This window comes from Neomoorella sulfitireducens (assembly GCF_024733845.1).
Classification (GTDB): Bacteria; Bacillota; DSM-521; order Neomoorellales; family Neomoorellaceae; genus Neomoorella; species Neomoorella sulfitireducens.
This window is the reverse complement of the sequence record NZ_JANRHG010000004.1, coordinates 1-15,581: the sequence shown is the minus strand read 5'-3', so window position 1 is coordinate 15,581 and position 15,581 is coordinate 1. Positions and strand designations below refer to the sequence as shown.

The window sequence follows — 15,581 nt, the reverse complement described above, 5'->3', positions numbered from 1 at the left end:
CACTTGGCCTCCCGCATTAACTTAATATTTACCCATGTACTTGTTTGTAAAGCATCTTTACATAAATCATAGATACCATTAATAGCACCCCACACCAGACAATACCTACCGCCGAAGCATAGCCAAGGTTAAACTGTTCAAAAGCCAGCCGGTAAATATAAATGACCAGGGTAGTCGTTGAAAAAACAGGCCCCCCTCCTGTCATCGTATAGATGATCGGGAAATTATTGAAATTACGAATTACCATTAGTAAGCTCGTAATTACCAGGATGCCCCTTAGATAAGGCAAGGTTACATGAATAAATTCTTGCCAGCGGCTCGCCCCTTCTACAATGGCGGCTTCTTTGACATCCATAGGAATTGCCTTTAAACCTGCCGTAAACATTAAAATATAAAAAGGAACTTGATTCCATATATTAGCTACGATAACAGCAATCATCGCTAAATGTTCATCCATAAGCCAGGGGAGAAATTCCTTGATAATACCAGAGTGTTTGAGAATAACATTGGCTACGCCGACTTCAACATCAAAAATTAACATAAATAAAAAACCAACCACCACGCCGGGAATAATCCAGGGCACCAATACCACACCGCGAAGGCCGGCAAATCGCTCTGGAAGCTGGTCAATGGCAATGGCTCCTATTAAACCGATCACTAAACTTACAACAACTGAAACCCCCGTAAATATTAATGTGTTTTTAAAAGCCAACCAGAAGGTATCATCGTGCAGCATATTATTGTAGTTTGTTAGAAAATTAAATTCTACTTCATTCGGTTTGGTTAACTCATAATGAAAGAGCGAGAGAAAGGATGAGCTTATAAGTGGGTAAAGAATAACTATACTCAACACAAAAATAGCAGGGAATACTAAAAGGAAAGGGAGGGGCAAGCGAGGAAAACCTCGCCTGCCTACTTCCTCGAGTATTCTGTCGGGCTTATTTGCCATGAATAATACCCTCCAGCTTCGTTTGGACATTGTTTAATATCTCGGGAATCGGCTTATTGGTTGTAATTACCTCTTGCATACCAGCCATAACTACCGTTGCTATTTTGGAATAGTTTGGTCCATATGGTAACCGTACTTCTGCCGGGACTACTTTTTCTACATATGCCTTCCTGGCCGGATCGCTAAATTCCTTGGGGAACCTTTGCACCGCACTTTGAACAGTTGGCAAAAATCCTAGCGGGATAACATAAGTTTTAATTGAGAAATCGCTCCGTGCCAGGAATTCAGCAAACTTCGCCGCGGCTTCTTTATGCTTGGAAGCCTTAAATATGGCTAAATTATGATCGTCCGGCGCGGAATAAGGCTTTTTGTCAACCCCTACAGGTAAAGTTGTTACTCCCCAGGTTTCATAGAATTTTTCATCGGTAATTGATTTATCGAAGCTCTGTATTATCCCTTTAAAGGACGGGCCATCAAAACCAAATACAAGACGATTCTGGGCTGCCAACGGCCGGAATTCACCAAATTTTTTCCCGGGTAAGGTATAACCTTTCTGTACTAGCATGCGCAACCACTCGGCATAGGGTCCCATTTGATTAGCCTGGACTTTATCACCATCAACGGGTACTGTGCCAAAGGCACTCATGAAAGACCATTCATGGGATAGACCTAATGTACGAATCGTTGTATCGATCTGCAAAGGAACAACATCTTTAGGTAACTTTTGCTTTATTATTTCCATAGCTTTAGTAAGTTCATCCATCGTTTGCGGCGGATTATTAGGATCCAGTCCCGCTTCCTGCAAAAGCTTCTTATTGTACCAGAAACCTAGCGGATGCCCGACCCAGGGTATAAGGTAATGTTTCCCCTCGTACATGCCAAAATCATAAAGCTTCTTATTGACATCATCTAAAAATTCCTTAGAAAGCAAGTTATCATTGGGCTCTAATGCCCCCATAGCCGCCAGGCTTATACCTACGTCAAAGTGTACCTGGGCAATATCCGGAGCATTGCCACCAGTGGTCATAATAGTTAGCTGATTTAATTGTTCTCCAACAGGTATGGGGACATTCTTGACCTTAATACCAGGATTTTGTTTTTCAAACTCTTTAATAACATCCAGCATTTGTTGCTTAGTGGCCTCTTCTGCCGTAGCCCAGTTAACAAAGGTAATTTCCACCGTACCCTGAGAGCCGCCACTTGCATTTTTTTGTTGCGCAGAACCTCCTCCGCCACAAGCAGTTAATACAAGAGTAAGAATTGTAAGCATTGTCAACAAAATAACCCATTTCTTCTTGGACATCAACTTTGACCTCCTTAAATTTAAAAATACATTATCATTTAAGCAAGAATAGCAAACGTTATTAAACAAGTACCGCTTTGAGCATCGAACAAATGCATGTTTCCTTGACTGGCTTTAACTTTCATAACCATTCCCATTTGCGGGGCCTTATCAAACCCGCTCGCCTTAATGACAACCTCCTCTTTACCTTGGGTTCGCGCATGGATAATGGTTTCCGACCCTATATTTTCTACCACCTCCACTTCACAGGATATAGATTGAGTCCCGTTATTCTCGCCATTCACTATGGCTAGGCTTTCAGGACGGATACCTAATATAACTTCTGTGTTCGAGGGTACCGCCATATCTGTCGCCGGAAGGGGTAAGGTAATACCTTTCGCTTTAAAAAGCAACTTTCCGTTTGTATTTTCGATAATACCCTTAATAAAATTCATCGGTGGGGAACCTATAAATCCAGCTACAAAAATATTGACGGGGTTATTGTAAATTTCTTTGGGAGTCCCTACTTGCTGGACAACCCCATCCTTCATAACAACAATCCGCGTTCCCATGGTCATGGCTTCCGTCTGGTCATGAGTTACATAAATAACCGTCGTTTTTAAACGCTGGTGCAGCTTGATCAGCTCGGCCCGGGTCTGCACCCTCAGCTTGGCATCCAGGTTACTCAACGGCTCATCCATCAAAAACACCTGGGGGTGACGGACAATGGCCCGGCCCAGTGCCACCCGTTGCCGCTGGCCACCGGAAAGCTGCTTGGGGAATCTATCCAGCAGGTGAGCTATGCCTAAAATCTCCGCCGCCTCTTTGACGCGGGCTTCAATTTCTTGCCTGGGTACTTTCCGCAGGCGCAGCCCGAAGGCCATGTTATCAAAGACCTTCATATGGGGGTAGAGGGCGTAATTCTGGAAGACCATGGCGATATCCCGGTCTTTGGGTTCGAGGTTTGTTACCTTCCTATCACCTATATATATATCTCCTTCCGTAGGCGTTTCCAGGCCGGCAATCATCCGCAAGGTGGTACTCTTACCACAGCCAGAAGGCCCCACCAGGACTAAAAATTCACCGTCTTTAATCTCCAGGTCGGTCCTGGCAACAGCAGTGGTGTTGCCGAAAACCTTGCTTACTCCCGCAAGCTTAACTCCTGCCAAGGCAAGTCCTCCCTCCACAAACAGCGCATGTTGCTGCATTTGCAGTTCTTAAATCGCCCGGCCAAAAAACCGGTTCTATCTCCCCTACCAGGGGCGCCAGCCATTCAACGAATTCCTGAGTCACTCTCTTATTGACCTGGTCGTAGTAGTTCAATGGTACCTGTTTCTCTATTCCGGCTACCCGCTCCAGGGGAGTAACACCGGTTTCCGAGTAATCCCCCTCCCTGATGAGGGTTACCATTTGTCCTCCTCCTCCCTCAACTGCCAGCCGGACAGCCGCCCGGCCGACCCGGTAGGCTTCCTCCTCATCAATCGGTGATACGCAGGCAGCAAAACTCCTCTGATTCATCCCCAGGATCTGCGCCCGTGCCCGCACGCCTAGCCTTTCGTTGACCAGCTGCGCCAGGTATTCGGCCGCCCCAGTCCGCACCGTATGACACCCTGTATCATTCATACCGGCAAAGGGCTTGTTACCCATGGGCTCGCCCTTTTTATTACGCAGCCCTTCCCCGATAACGGCTAATACATAACCCTGTTTTTTATATACCTTATCAATATGAGCAATAAATTCATCTTCATCAACAGGTACTTCCGGGATAAACAGGGGATTAATGGTCGTGGTGGGGCCCATGGCCAGGAAAGAAGCGGCCGCCAGCCACCCCACCATGCGGCCCATGGTTTCAATAATGCGCACCTGCTCAAAGCGCTGCATGGCCTGCAGGTCCAGGACCTGGTCCCTGACCGACAGTGCAACATAACGGGCCGCGCTGCCATAACCGGGGGCGTGATCGGTTACCTCCAGGTCGTTATCAACGGTCTTGGGAACGCCCACCACTTCTATGGCAATTTTTTCCTGCTGGCACATATTTTGCAGTCGTAAGCAGGTATCCATGGTACCATTGCCGCCTATAAATAGAAAATATTGGCAATAGTTGTCTTTTAAAAACTTGGCAATCTTAAGTATATCTTCATCATTCAAAGGATACCGGCTTCCTCCCAGTATGGCCGCCGGTGTATGCCGCAACTTATCAAGTTCTTCCCCGCTTAAATTGCTAAGGTCGACGATTTCCCCCCTTAAAGCGCCCTCCAGTCCGTGAAGCAGCCCGTATACTCGCTCTACCTGCAGCTGCCGCCCGGCCTCGGCGATGATTCCCGCCAGGGTGCTGTTAATTACCGAAGTAGGGCCGCCTGATTGGGCCACAAACAACGACTTTTGCTTCATATCAAAATACCACTCACTCCGCGTATGTTTTAGTTATATCTAGGCGGCAAATCGAAAAACTCCTCCGCGGGGGTTACCGCGATGGTACCATATTCCGGCCTATTATTTTATGGTAGCAAGACCCCTTCGATGTTATTGTTGGTAGGGTACAAAAAGACGCGGTACTTATAGCGGTCGGCCCGGTAGGCATTGATGGAAAGTTCTACCGGCCGGTCACCGGCATAGGCGATACGTTCCATGATGAGCACAGGAAAACCTACCCTCACGTCCAGCAGCTCGGCTTCTTTTTTACGGGCCACACCGGCGGCAATGGTCTGCTCGGCCCTGGTGAGGGTCAGGCCCAGCTCCCTGGTTGCAATTTCATACAGCGCTTCTTTGCTAAGATCGAATTCAGCCATGCGTTTCCCATATTCATAGGGCCAGTAACTGCGCAAGTAAACTACTGGTTTGCCGTTTAATTTCTGTAACCTTTCCACCAGAAACATTTTCTGGTTGCCAAAAACGCTAAGACCCGGTGTTTTTTCTAATTCTCTAGGGGTAATTTCAACAGGACGGAGATCCAGGACATCGGCGCTGGGGGTAAAACCGTGACGGCGCATTTCCTCAAAGAACCCCGTCAGCCGGCCCAGGGTTTCTTCAACCCGTTCTTTCTTAACAAAAGTTCCTTTACCCGGCTTACGCTCGAGCCAGCCTTCCTGGACCAGCTGGGCTACCGCCCGGCGCACGGTCGTACTGCTGACTCCATATTTTTCCATTAATTCTTTATCAGTAGGAAAGAGATCTCCTACGCTCCACCGGCCACTCTTAATGGCCTCACGCAGGTCGTTGGTGAGCTGGTAGTGTAATGGTAGGGGTTCATTTTTGTTAAAAGGCATCGGGGAGGGTCTCATCCTTTTGTAATATTATATATTTGCGTCTTTACACTTTAATTATATTTTGTTAGTATTATTGCGTCAAGTATTTTGTTATATGGAGGTTAAAAAAATGTTAACATCATCTGCCGAACTTCTAGAATGGGCGCAAAAAAAAGGCTATGCCGTTGGTGCCTTCAACTTTCATAACTTGGAGATTTTGTATGCTATTATTGAATCCGCTGAAGCTGAAAAGGCCCCGGTTATCCTCCAAATCACCCCTACTTATTTAGAAAAAATCGGGGCTACGGCCGCGGCTGCCATGGCCCGGGAAGCAGCAGCCGCCGCCAGGGTGCCGGTAGCCCTGCACCTGGACCACAGCGACAGTTTTAAATGGGTTATCTGGGCGCTGGCCCACGATTTTACCTCGGTTATGATTGACGCCTCTAAATTACCCCTGGCGGAAAATATCGCCCTTTCGCGGCAGGTGGCTGAAGCTGCCCATGCCACTGGTGCTACCGCCGAGGCCGAGTTGGGACATATCGGCGGGGTGGAAGATTCCGTCGACCGGGGCAGCGCTGGTACCAGCCTGGCCGACCCCGATGAAGCGGCGCGACTGGTGCGGGAAAGCGGCATCGACGCCCTGGCCCCGGCCCTGGGCACGGCCCACGGCCTGTATACATCCCAGCCTAAAATCGACTTCGAGCGCCTGGATAAAATCCGCGCCCTGGTCCCGGTACCTCTCGTCCTCCATGGCGGTTCAGGCATACCTGATAATATGATACGGGAGGCCATTGCCAGGGGGATCAGCAAGGTTAACATCGGCACGGAGCTCAAGGTCGCCTGGGCTGGAGCCATGAAGGAGGCCCTGGCGGCCGGCACAACAGAACCATGGCAGGCGGCTATGAAAGCCAGGGAAGCCGTGCGCGAAGTGGTGAAGCAGAAGATCACCCTGTGCGGGTGCGGTGGCAAGGGTTAAAAATAAAAACGCTGGTTGGCCATGCCAGCGTTTTACTATATCATAATTACACCCCTGCCCAAAGTAAACTTTTATCGATACGAAAGTCTTGCTCTAATTTGTCCCGTGTATTATACTGGTACTAACCAGCATACCTGAAAGGAGGCAGTTTATGAAGGAAATATTTGTTAACCTGAAACGTTTTGAAGTCCCCAAAAGACTGGGAGGTATTTGTCCTATCGATAATCCTAAAAAATGGATTGAGTGGGTGCTAGAAGAAAGCATAAAATATGGACTTGGTAAATTGCAGGATATAAGGGTCACCTTCCTTTTACCGGAGGCCCTTATTATCAGTGCTGTAGAAAAACTTGCCTCCTATCCGCCGGGCGAAGTAAAGAATTTATATTTAGGTTGCCAGGGAGTTTTCCGCGAAGACATTACTCCCGGGGGGAACTTCGGCGCCTTCACCACCAATCTGCCCGCCGCTGCTGCCAGAAACCTGGGATGTACCTGGACGATCATCGGCCATTCCGAAGAGCGCAAAGATAAGCTGGGAATTATAGAACGCTATGATCCTTCCTGCCATAAAAGTGAAATGTTAAAGGCCAGAGCAATGCAAGCTATAAACGGCATCATAAATGATGAAGTCCTGTGCGCCCTAAAGGCAGGGTTGAAGGTATTGCTGTGTGTGGGTGAAACCGCAGAGGAGAGGGGCGAGGGGCCCTTTGACGTGCAAAAGCCGCGCATAGAAGCCGTCTTGAAAGCCCAGCTTGAAACCAGCTTACAGGGCATTGAAAGTGAAACCGGCGCCAAAAAGATTGTAATTGGATACGAGCCGGTGTGGGCCATAGGTCCGGGTAAGACACCCCCGGGTAAAGAGTATATAAGCTTTGTATCTAAAACTATAAAGGCAATAGTAAAAGAAAAATTTAATTTCGACCCTGTAGTCGTTTACGGCGGGGGTTTGAAAGAGGAAAATGCGAAAATGATAGCAGATATTGAAACGATTGGCGGCGGACTGGTAGCCTTAACCAGGTTTACCGGTGAGATCGGTTTTGAACCGGAAGGATTAAAAAACATCATTACCAGGTACGCAACGTAAGTACGTGACATTATTTTAAAAAAACAAATCATGGGCAGGGCTGGAAAACGGGCAATAAACAGCCCGGCAGGGCCGGAAGTTGTTTAAAAGTAGAAGAAAGGAGCTGTTCTCCATGCAGGAAGTAATGATAGAATACGGCGATGGCAAGATGCCCATTGAAGTACCGGATACTGCTACTATTTTCCAGGTAGGCCGGGATAACGTCGACCCCCCGGAAGTTGACCCCTGGGAGGCCACCCGTCAGGCCCTGGCCAATCCCCTGGGCATGCCGCCTCTAAACCGCCTGGTTAAAAAAGGCAGCAAGGTAGTCATAGCTTTCCCCGATCGGGTAAAAGGCGGCGCCCACGCGAGGGCCCATCGGCGGGTGTGCATCCCCATTATTGTTGAAGAACTACAAAAAGCCGGAGTCGAAGCTAAAGACATCAAACTTATCTGCGCCATGGGGCTGCACCGCAAGAACACAAAAAAGGAACTCTACTGGTACCTGGGCCAGGAAATAGTGGACGCTTTCTGGCCGGACCGTCTGGTTATGCACGACGCCGAAGACCCTGATGGCATCGTCGAATATGGTTATGATGAAATGGGTAACGTCGTCAACGTCAACCGCGATGTAGCCGAGGCTGACCTGGCCATTATGATCGGCCACGTCCAGGGAAACCCCTACGGTGGCTACAGTGGCGGCTACAAGATGTGCGTCACCGGTGTCACAACCTGGCGTTCTATTCGCTGCCATCACTGCCCGGACACCATGCACCGGGATGATTTTATCCCCGTCAACACCGAAAAAAGCTTAATGCGCCAGCAGTTCGATTCCATCGGCCAGGCCATTGAAAAGGGCATGGGGAAAAAGTTTTTCTGCGTCGACGCCGTCACTGGAACCAACTCCCAGGTCCTGGGAGTTTATGCCGGCGCGGCTAAAGAGGTCCAGGAAGCCAGCTGGCAGCTGGCCGAGCGCCGCACCAATGTCTACCTGGATATTAAAGATAAATTTGATATTATGGTTTTTGGTTTACCACGTACTTTTCATTACGGCCCGGGCATGGGAACCAACCCGATACTTATGCTCCAGGCTATCGGTGCCAACCTGGCGCGCAACTTCGATGTCTTTAATGACGGCGGCGTCATCATCGCCCCATCCATGTGCGACGGCTGGTTCAACGACGAATGGTTCCCCTCTTACCGTAAGGTATTCCATAAACTCCAGGAAGTAGCCGACTTCGCCGAGGCCGTGCGCTTTGAGGACGAAATCGCCCATGACCCGGAGTATATATATAAATACCGCTACGCTTACGGCTATCACCCCTTCCATGCCCTTTCCATGGTTTCCATGGGAGGTGTAGCCCTAAAGCATACCAGTGCCATTTTCATCCCCGGCGCCAGGAAACCCGGTTACGCCCGCGCCATGGGCTGCATCCCCACCAATACTTTTGCCGAGGCCCTAAAGCGGGCGTTAAAATATGTGGGCAAAAACCCGCGCATCCTGGTCCTCCCGGAAAGCTTTCTGAGGGTCGCAGTACATCTAAAACGTAAGTAGATTAGGCATACGTACCCCTAAAGGGCCCAACTGGATAGGCATACTTCTGCTACCCAGACGGCATCAGTACAAGATAAAAGCTATAACCGCAACCTCCATGGCCAATAAACCAAACTAAGCTAAAGTGGGAGGCTTCAAATAAGAAATTGGCGTAGCCAATTTCCACAAGTATCCCACCTCTCACTTCTAACTTCCCACTTCTACGAAGGGGGCTTCTCCTGTGCTTTACCCCGGCAGTGCCAGGCCGTTATACGAACAACTCAAAGATATCCTCAAACAAAAAATTTCCTCCGGCGAGTTGCAACCGGGGGAAGCCCTACCCGGTGAAAGGCAATTAATGGAAACTTACGGCGTCAGCCGGGTTACCGTGCGGCAGGCCATTGCCGAGCTGGTCAACGAAGGCTTATTATATCGCCAGCACGGCAAGGGCACCTTCGTCGCCCCCAAACGCATCGAGCGACCCCTGGCCAGGCTGCTGGGAGTAGCCGAGGAGTTGACCCTGGAAGGGCTGGAGGTTGAGATTAAGGTAATTAAAACCGGTTTCCAGGAGGCTACTCCTGAAGCCCGCAAAGAACTCCAGCTAAAAGAAGGCGAACCTGTATTTGGTGTTATCAGACTAATAACCGCTGCCCGGCAGCCTCTACTCCTTGACACCAGCTACTTTCCACCGACTATCGGCCATTTGCTCCAGAACACCGACCTGTCCCGGGACTTGATCTACACCCAACTTGAGCTTTACGGGTATAGAATCAGCAACGGACGGCAGCGCATCAGCGCCGGCCTGGCCTCACGGGAACAGGCCCGGTACCTGCAGTGCAAAGTTGGCAGTCCCGTCCTGGTCGTCAGGCGTACCACCTACGTCGAAGGCGGGCTGCCCATTGATTTCTCCTGTGCCATTTACCGTGGGGACCGTTACGAATATCACGTCAACCTGCAAAGACATCCCCTGGGATTAGAGAATAGAAACGGCAACTAGGTACGGCTATAACGAAGTTATAAACCGCCCGTTACGCGCAGCTACCTGCGATACGGGATAAATGGGAGGTAAACAGGCTTTAGGGGGTCTTAGTTTGATAAGTGTCTCTTTGACTCTCATGATCTTCACCGGCTCTGTTATGGCCGGTATCATCGGCGCCCTGCTGGGCCTGGGCGGGGGCATCATTATTATCCCCTTGCTCACCCTGGCCTTTGGTATCGACATCCGCTACGCCATCGGCGCCAGCATAATCGCCGTCATAGCTACTTCCAGCGGTGCAGCAGCGACCTACATTCGCGACCGCATTACCAATATCCGTATCGGTATGTTTTTAGAAACGGCCACTACCACCGGTGCTATCGTCGGTGCTTTTCTGGCCGGCCTGATCAGCCCGCGGCTTTTATACTTCATTTTCGCCTTCGTAATGGGTTATTCCACCCTGGCCCTCTACCAACGACGCAACGTGGAACTGGCCCGGGATGTGACCCCCCATCCTCTTGCTGTCAAGCTACAACTCGCAGGCAGCTACTACGATCAGGTACTTCAACAACAGGTTAACTATACCTCGGCCGGGGTCTATGCAGGCTTTGGCACCATGTTTGCCGCCGGTATCCTCTCCGGCTTACTGGGCATCGGTAACGGAGTTTTTAAGGTCATGGCCATGGATATGTTCATGAAACTACCAATGAAGGTGTCAACGGCAACAAGCAACTTTATGATTGGCATTACGGCTGCCGCCAGCGCCGGTGTTTATTTCGTACGCGGGTATATCAATCCGGCCATTGCCGCCCCGGTTGCCCTGGGAGTAGTCCTGGGTGCCGTGCTAGGGACACGCCTCATGGTACGCCTGCGTAATTCTACTATCCGCAAAGTGTTCCTACCGGTGTTGTTATATGTAGCCCTGGAAATGCTGGTTAAAGGAATTCGGGGGTGATCCTGTGACTTTTAGCGACGAGCAAAAACAAACTGCAGCCAAACCCTTTATGGTGGAAGATTTAATCAGCCTGGCCCTGCGAGTAGGCGTTATAATCAGCTCGATTGTGACTACCGGCGGCCTAATCTTACTCCTTACCACCGGCCAGAGCGGCTACCCGGACGCTACTTTCCCTACCAGCATCATCGAGGTTTTACATGGCCTCATCCAGCTCAAATCCTTTGCCATTATCGAGTTCGGCCTGCTGATCCTCCTCGCCACGCCCATCTTCTGGGTGACGGCCTCCACAGTTGCCTTCTTTTTGCGGCGGGATTATAATTATACTCTCATTTCTGCCTACGTTTTGCTAATACTGCTCCTTAGCCTTTTCCTGGGAAAAGCGGGGTAAAATAAGCTCCACCATTACAATGCTTCTGGATTTATGCAACGCATTATAATATATGTATGGTATCCTGCTGCGACCGAAAAATTACTGGCTGCCAGGCTATTGACATCTAGAGCTTTATTAAATTAAGATTAAATAAAGTTAAATTTACTTTGACCGGTTGGCCCGCCGGCAATAAGTACGGTAGGATGGCAGGTAGGGCAATCATGCTCCCGCCGGGAGTATTTTTATTTATGACCATGACCCGCAAACTGCCTTGCCAGCCGGGAAATTAAAACAAGACAAGGAGGCAAGGAAAAGTGAAAAAACGGTTTTTAATGCTGGCATCCCTGTTGCTGGTTATCAGCCTGCTGCTTGCCGGTTGTAGCTCCGGCGGTAGCAAAACTGCCGGTGGCGGGCAGGAATCCTCAAAGGGGAACGAAACTAAAGTTATCAAACTCGGTATCATCCAGATTGTCGAGCACCCGGCACTGGATGCCGCCCGGAAGGGTTTCCTAGAGGCCATGAAGGCCGGCGGTTATGAAGAAGGTAAAAATTTGCAGGTTGACTTCCAGAACGCCCAGGGCGACCAGTCCACCCTGCAAAACATCGCCCGCAAGTTTGCCCAGGATAAAAAAGACTTGATCCTGGCCATCGCCACCCCATCGGCCATGGCCATGGCCAATGAAACGCAGGAGATCCCTATTTTAATAACCGCCGTTACCGATCCAGTTGCCGCCAAGCTGGTTAACAGCATGGAAAAACCCGGTACCAATGTCACCGGTACAACAGATATGAACCCCATTAAAGAACAGCTGGAGCTATTGCAGCAACTGGTACCGGGGGCTAAAAAAGTAGGTGTCATCTATAATTCGAGCGAAGTTAATTCCCAGGTACAGGTGAAAATTGTAAAAGAAGAGGCCGTCGGCCTGGGCTTGACCGTGATAGAAGCGCCGGTAACGGCGAGCAATGAAGTGGTCCAGGCAGCTCAATCCCTGGTGGGAAAAGTGGAGGCCATTTACATTCCCACCGATAATACCGTGGTGGCCTCCGTAGCCGGGGTCCTGCAGGTGGCGGAACAGCATAAAATACCGGTTATTGCCGGAGAAAGCAATACCGTTGAGGCCGGCGCCCTGGGGACAATCGGCATCGACTATTACAAGCTGGGTGAACAGACCGGGCAGATGGCCCTGCGGGTGCTGAAGGGCGAAAAACCCCAGGATATGCCCATCGAAAAGCAAAAAGACCTTAGTATCGTTTTAAACGCCAGAGCAGCGCAGGCCTTCGGGGTAACTATCCCCGAGGATCTTAAAAAGAGAGCCAGTAAAATTATCGAATAGAACATTTTAAGTAGGTGAACTGAATGTCCTTGAGCGTCTGGTTAGGAGCCCTGGAGCAGGGATTGCTATGGGGAGCCATGGTCCTGGGGGTCTACATGACCTTCAGGGTGCTCGACTTCCCGGATTTAACCGTTGATGGCTCCTTTACCCTGGGAGCGGCGGTGGCAGCCAAATTAATCCTGTCGGGATATGATCCCTGGCTGGCCCTCGTGGTGGCCCTCCTTTGCGGTGCCCTAGCAGGTCTTGTTACCGGCCTGTTGCACACGCAATTAAAGGTGGCGCCCCTGCTTGCCGGCATCCTGACCATGATCGCCCTCTATTCAATCAACCTGAGGATTATGGGACAGGCCAACCTGTCCCTTCTTCGTGCCCCGACCATTTTTACCTGGATCAAAGGATATGCCGCCCTTGTTCCCTTAGGCCCCTTTCTCCTGGGATTAATGCTGGTGGCCCTTGTCTTAGTCCTCCTTTACCTTTTCCTGGACACAGAACTGGGGATGGCCATCAGGGCCACCGGCGACAACGAGCAGATGATTCGCAGCCTGGGTGTAAATACCAACACCATGAAACTTATAGGCCTGGCCATCGCCAATGCCCTGATCGCCCTTTCCGGCGGGCTTATCGCCCAGTACCAGGGCTTTGCCGATATCGGTATGGGCATCGGCATGATCGTCGCCGGCCTGGCGGCAGTAATCATTGGCGAGGCCCTGGTGGGACGGCAAACCCTGGTCCGGGCACTGCTGGCGGCCATTACCGGTTCGATAATCTACCGCGCCGTAATCAGCCTGGTGCTACAACTGGGGCTGCCACCGACGGATCTCAAATTGTTGACTTCGCTAATAGTGGTCATTGCCATGGCCTTCCCTCTGGTGCGGCGACACCTGGGACTGAAAACCCTACGCCTGAGGAGTGAGCAGGGTGCTGCAGCTAAGCAAAGTAACGAAGATCTTTAATCCGGGAAGTGTCAATGAAAAGTCTGCCTTGCAAGAAATTACCCTCCATGTCCAAACCGGGGAGGTAATTACCATTATAGGCAGCAACGGTGCCGGTAAGTCGACTTTATTAAACGTGGTGGCCGGTGTTTGCGAAATCGAATCCGGCAAAATACTCCTGGACGGGGAGGATGTCACTTGCCGACCCGAGCATATCCGGGCGGCCTGGATAGGTCGGGTTTTCCAGGATCCCTTGCTGGGCACGGCTGCATCCATGACCATCGAAGAAAACCTGGCCATGGCTTTACGCCGCGGCAGGCCGCGTTTCTTGCGGCGGGGTATTACCGCCGCCGAAAGAAAAATGTTCCGGGAACACCTGGCCCTCCTGGGCCTCGGGCTGGAAGACCGCCTGGGTACCCGGGTAGGCCTCTTATCCGGCGGTCAGCGCCAGGCCTTAACCGTGCTTATGGCGACCATAGCCACCCCTAAACTACTCCTACTGGACGAACACACGGCGGCCCTGGACCCGCGCACGGCCCGTACGGTAATGGCACTGACGGAAAGAATAATCGCGCACCACCACCTCACCACCCTGATGGTAACCCACAACCTGGAGCAGGCCCTGCGTACCGGCACCCGTACCATTATGATGCATGAGGGGCGAATTATCCTGGACCTTTCCGGCCCGGAACGGTCTAGAACCACGGTAGCCGACCTCTTGAAAATGTTTGGACAGGCCAGCGGTAACATCTTTGCCGATGATAAGGTACTGCTAACAGGTAGCTGATGCTGACAATCCTGTGTTAATCGGGGCTAGTTTTTGTGAGTAAAAGGGAGCCTTGAACTACCTCCAGGGTAAGCCGTATTTCTTGGGAACGTTGAAAGTAAAGACCTCGTCCTCGTACCCGGCTTCCCGGAAACAACCCGCTGCTATTGTTCGTCATGAAAAAGAATGATAATATTGAGTCAAGCAATCCCAGGAGTGGATACCAAGTGGATAAAAAAAAAGAAAGCCTCATTAATTATTTTAAACAGCTAACGCCAGAGCAAAAAATGAAGATGGTGCCGGAACTGGGGCGGTTTGCGGCAAAGCTAAGGCAGGGGGTAAAGAAGACTGGGAAAAATGAACGACCCGATAATTAAGGTTAGTACCATACTGGAAAAGATAGATATGCCCTACTGTCTAATTGGTGGCTATGCTGTTGCCGCCTATGGCGCGCCCAGATATACTGCTGATGTTGATTTTTTGGTGTCCCGCTTAAATGATTATCTGGCGCATTTGCAAGCTAACTTACAAGAAGAAAACTTATCTTTCGTGTTGTCCAGGACCGACGTGTTAGACCCCCTAGGCGATATTATTACCATAAAGTTAACCGTTCCCGTCCAGCTTATTGAGGCTAAATATACCTATCATTATAAAGCAATAGAGCGGGCACAAATTATTAAATATGAAAACCACGACCTTAAGATTATCAGCCCGGAAGATCTTATTATCCTCAAACTTAAAGCAGGTGGTCCGAAGGACCTGTGGGACGTGGAAAACATCCTATCTCACCAGGAAGATCTGGATATAACTTATTTACTTCAGCAAACAAAAAGCCTGCGCGTGGACAGGCGTTTTAAAGGAATATTGGCAAGGGTTAAGCAGGAATAAACATTTCTTTTCTTTTTCTAAAGAAACTATCTTGTCAGCAATTTCTCCATTAGCGTCATAAATTGCCAATAAGACCATATGTACGGATAACACTTTTTATCGCTCTTTAAAGATAAATATAGCACACTTCAAGTACATTGTTAACCTGACGCACGGCGTGTAAGGCTTCCCGCGGGATCTCAGAATCCAGACTCATAAGTATAATAGCCTCGCCTCCCTTTTCCCGGCGACCTACTTGCATGGCGGCAATATTAACATTATGGTTACCAATGGTTAGAGCCACCTGACCACTTACCCGCGGCCGGTCCAGGTGC

General features: G+C 50.1%; 16 protein-coding genes and 1 pseudogene. 11 read left to right on the top strand and 6 right to left on the bottom strand.

The window, feature by feature from the left end; genetic code table 11:
* Positions 1 to 28: 28 nt before the first annotated feature.
* The 5 genes from NWF31_RS05450 to NWF31_RS05430 form a co-directional block, all read right to left on the bottom strand.
* Positions 29 to 949, bottom strand: a complete 921-nt coding sequence (locus NWF31_RS05450; RefSeq protein WP_258359505.1) for a carbohydrate ABC transporter permease — start codon at positions 947 to 949, stop codon at positions 29 to 31.
* A complete protein-coding gene (locus NWF31_RS05445) occupies positions 939 to 2,252 on the bottom strand; it encodes an ABC transporter substrate-binding protein (protein ID WP_258359504.1) in 1,314 nt (437 codons plus the stop codon). The genes NWF31_RS05450 and NWF31_RS05445 overlap by 11 nt, the downstream gene beginning before the upstream one ends.
* Before the next feature lie 38 nt (positions 2,253 to 2,290).
* Positions 2,291 to 3,400 carry an ABC transporter ATP-binding protein gene (locus tag NWF31_RS05440; protein WP_258359503.1) on the bottom strand — a complete coding sequence of 370 codons (1,110 nt, stop codon included), beginning with the start codon at positions 3,398 to 3,400 and terminating at the stop codon, positions 2,291 to 2,293.
* The gene (locus NWF31_RS05435; protein ID WP_258359502.1) at positions 3,387 to 4,622 is read right to left on the bottom strand and encodes a diphosphate--fructose-6-phosphate 1-phosphotransferase; all 1,236 of its coding nucleotides are present in this window, start codon (positions 4,620 to 4,622) and stop codon (positions 3,387 to 3,389) included. Before NWF31_RS05435 ends, NWF31_RS05440 begins: the two co-directional genes overlap by 14 nt.
* A gap of 107 nt (positions 4,623 to 4,729) precedes the next feature.
* Positions 4,730 to 5,497 carry a GntR family transcriptional regulator gene (locus tag NWF31_RS05430; protein ID WP_258359501.1) on the bottom strand — a complete coding sequence of 256 codons (768 nt, stop codon included), beginning with the start codon at positions 5,495 to 5,497 and terminating at the stop codon, positions 4,730 to 4,732.
* A 109-nt stretch (positions 5,498 to 5,606) separates the two neighbouring features.
* On the opposite strand from NWF31_RS05430, the gene NWF31_RS05425 reads away from it, so the two are divergent.
* From NWF31_RS05425 to NWF31_RS05375, 11 genes are all read left to right on the top strand, one after another.
* Positions 5,607 to 6,452: a class II fructose-bisphosphate aldolase gene (locus tag NWF31_RS05425; RefSeq protein WP_258359500.1), complete on the top strand. Its 846-nt coding sequence runs from the start codon at positions 5,607 to 5,609 to the stop codon at positions 6,450 to 6,452.
* 151 nt (positions 6,453 to 6,603) lie between these two features.
* Positions 6,604 to 7,533 carry a triose-phosphate isomerase family protein gene (locus NWF31_RS05420; RefSeq protein ID WP_258359499.1) on the top strand — a complete coding sequence of 310 codons (930 nt, stop codon included), beginning with the start codon at positions 6,604 to 6,606 and terminating at the stop codon, positions 7,531 to 7,533.
* A gap of 112 nt (positions 7,534 to 7,645) precedes the next feature.
* Entirely contained in the window at positions 7,646 to 9,067 is a 1,422-nt protein-coding gene (locus NWF31_RS05415; protein WP_258359498.1) for a lactate racemase domain-containing protein, read from the top strand.
* A 220-nt stretch (positions 9,068 to 9,287) separates the two neighbouring features.
* Positions 9,288 to 10,043, top strand: a complete 756-nt coding sequence (locus tag NWF31_RS14760; RefSeq protein ID WP_258359497.1) for a GntR family transcriptional regulator — start codon at positions 9,288 to 9,290, stop codon at positions 10,041 to 10,043.
* 94 nt (positions 10,044 to 10,137) lie between these two features.
* Complete coding sequence (locus NWF31_RS05405; protein ID WP_258359496.1) at positions 10,138 to 10,977, top strand: sulfite exporter TauE/SafE family protein; 840 nt, start codon at positions 10,138 to 10,140, stop codon at positions 10,975 to 10,977.
* 4 nt (positions 10,978 to 10,981) lie between these two features.
* Positions 10,982 to 11,365, top strand: a complete 384-nt coding sequence (locus tag NWF31_RS05400) for a DUF1634 domain-containing protein (RefSeq protein WP_258359495.1) — start codon at positions 10,982 to 10,984, stop codon at positions 11,363 to 11,365.
* A gap of 314 nt (positions 11,366 to 11,679) precedes the next feature.
* Positions 11,680 to 12,681, top strand: a complete 1,002-nt coding sequence (locus tag NWF31_RS05395) for an ABC transporter substrate-binding protein (protein WP_277998853.1) — start codon at positions 11,680 to 11,682, stop codon at positions 12,679 to 12,681.
* Positions 12,682 to 12,704: 23 nt separating this feature from the next.
* Positions 12,705 to 13,634 (top strand): ABC transporter permease, encoded by a 930-nt coding sequence (locus NWF31_RS05390; RefSeq protein ID WP_422880249.1) that lies wholly within the window; start codon positions 12,705 to 12,707, stop codon positions 13,632 to 13,634.
* A complete protein-coding gene (locus NWF31_RS05385) occupies positions 13,600 to 14,400 on the top strand; it encodes an ABC transporter ATP-binding protein (RefSeq protein WP_258359492.1) in 801 nt (266 codons plus the stop codon). The genes NWF31_RS05390 and NWF31_RS05385 overlap by 35 nt, the downstream gene beginning before the upstream one ends.
* 206 nt (positions 14,401 to 14,606) lie before the next feature.
* Positions 14,607 to 14,756: a hypothetical protein gene (locus NWF31_RS05380; RefSeq protein ID WP_258359491.1), complete on the top strand. Its 150-nt coding sequence runs from the start codon at positions 14,607 to 14,609 to the stop codon at positions 14,754 to 14,756.
* Positions 14,737 to 15,267 (top strand): nucleotidyl transferase AbiEii/AbiGii toxin family protein, encoded by a 531-nt coding sequence (locus NWF31_RS05375; RefSeq protein WP_258359490.1) that lies wholly within the window; start codon positions 14,737 to 14,739, stop codon positions 15,265 to 15,267. Before NWF31_RS05380 ends, NWF31_RS05375 begins: the two co-directional genes overlap by 20 nt.
* Before the next feature lie 106 nt (positions 15,268 to 15,373).
* Here the strand turns inward: NWF31_RS05375 and NWF31_RS05370 are convergent.
* A pseudogene (locus NWF31_RS05370) lies at positions 15,374 to 15,581 on the bottom strand (phosphoglycerate dehydrogenase); the annotation flags it as partial.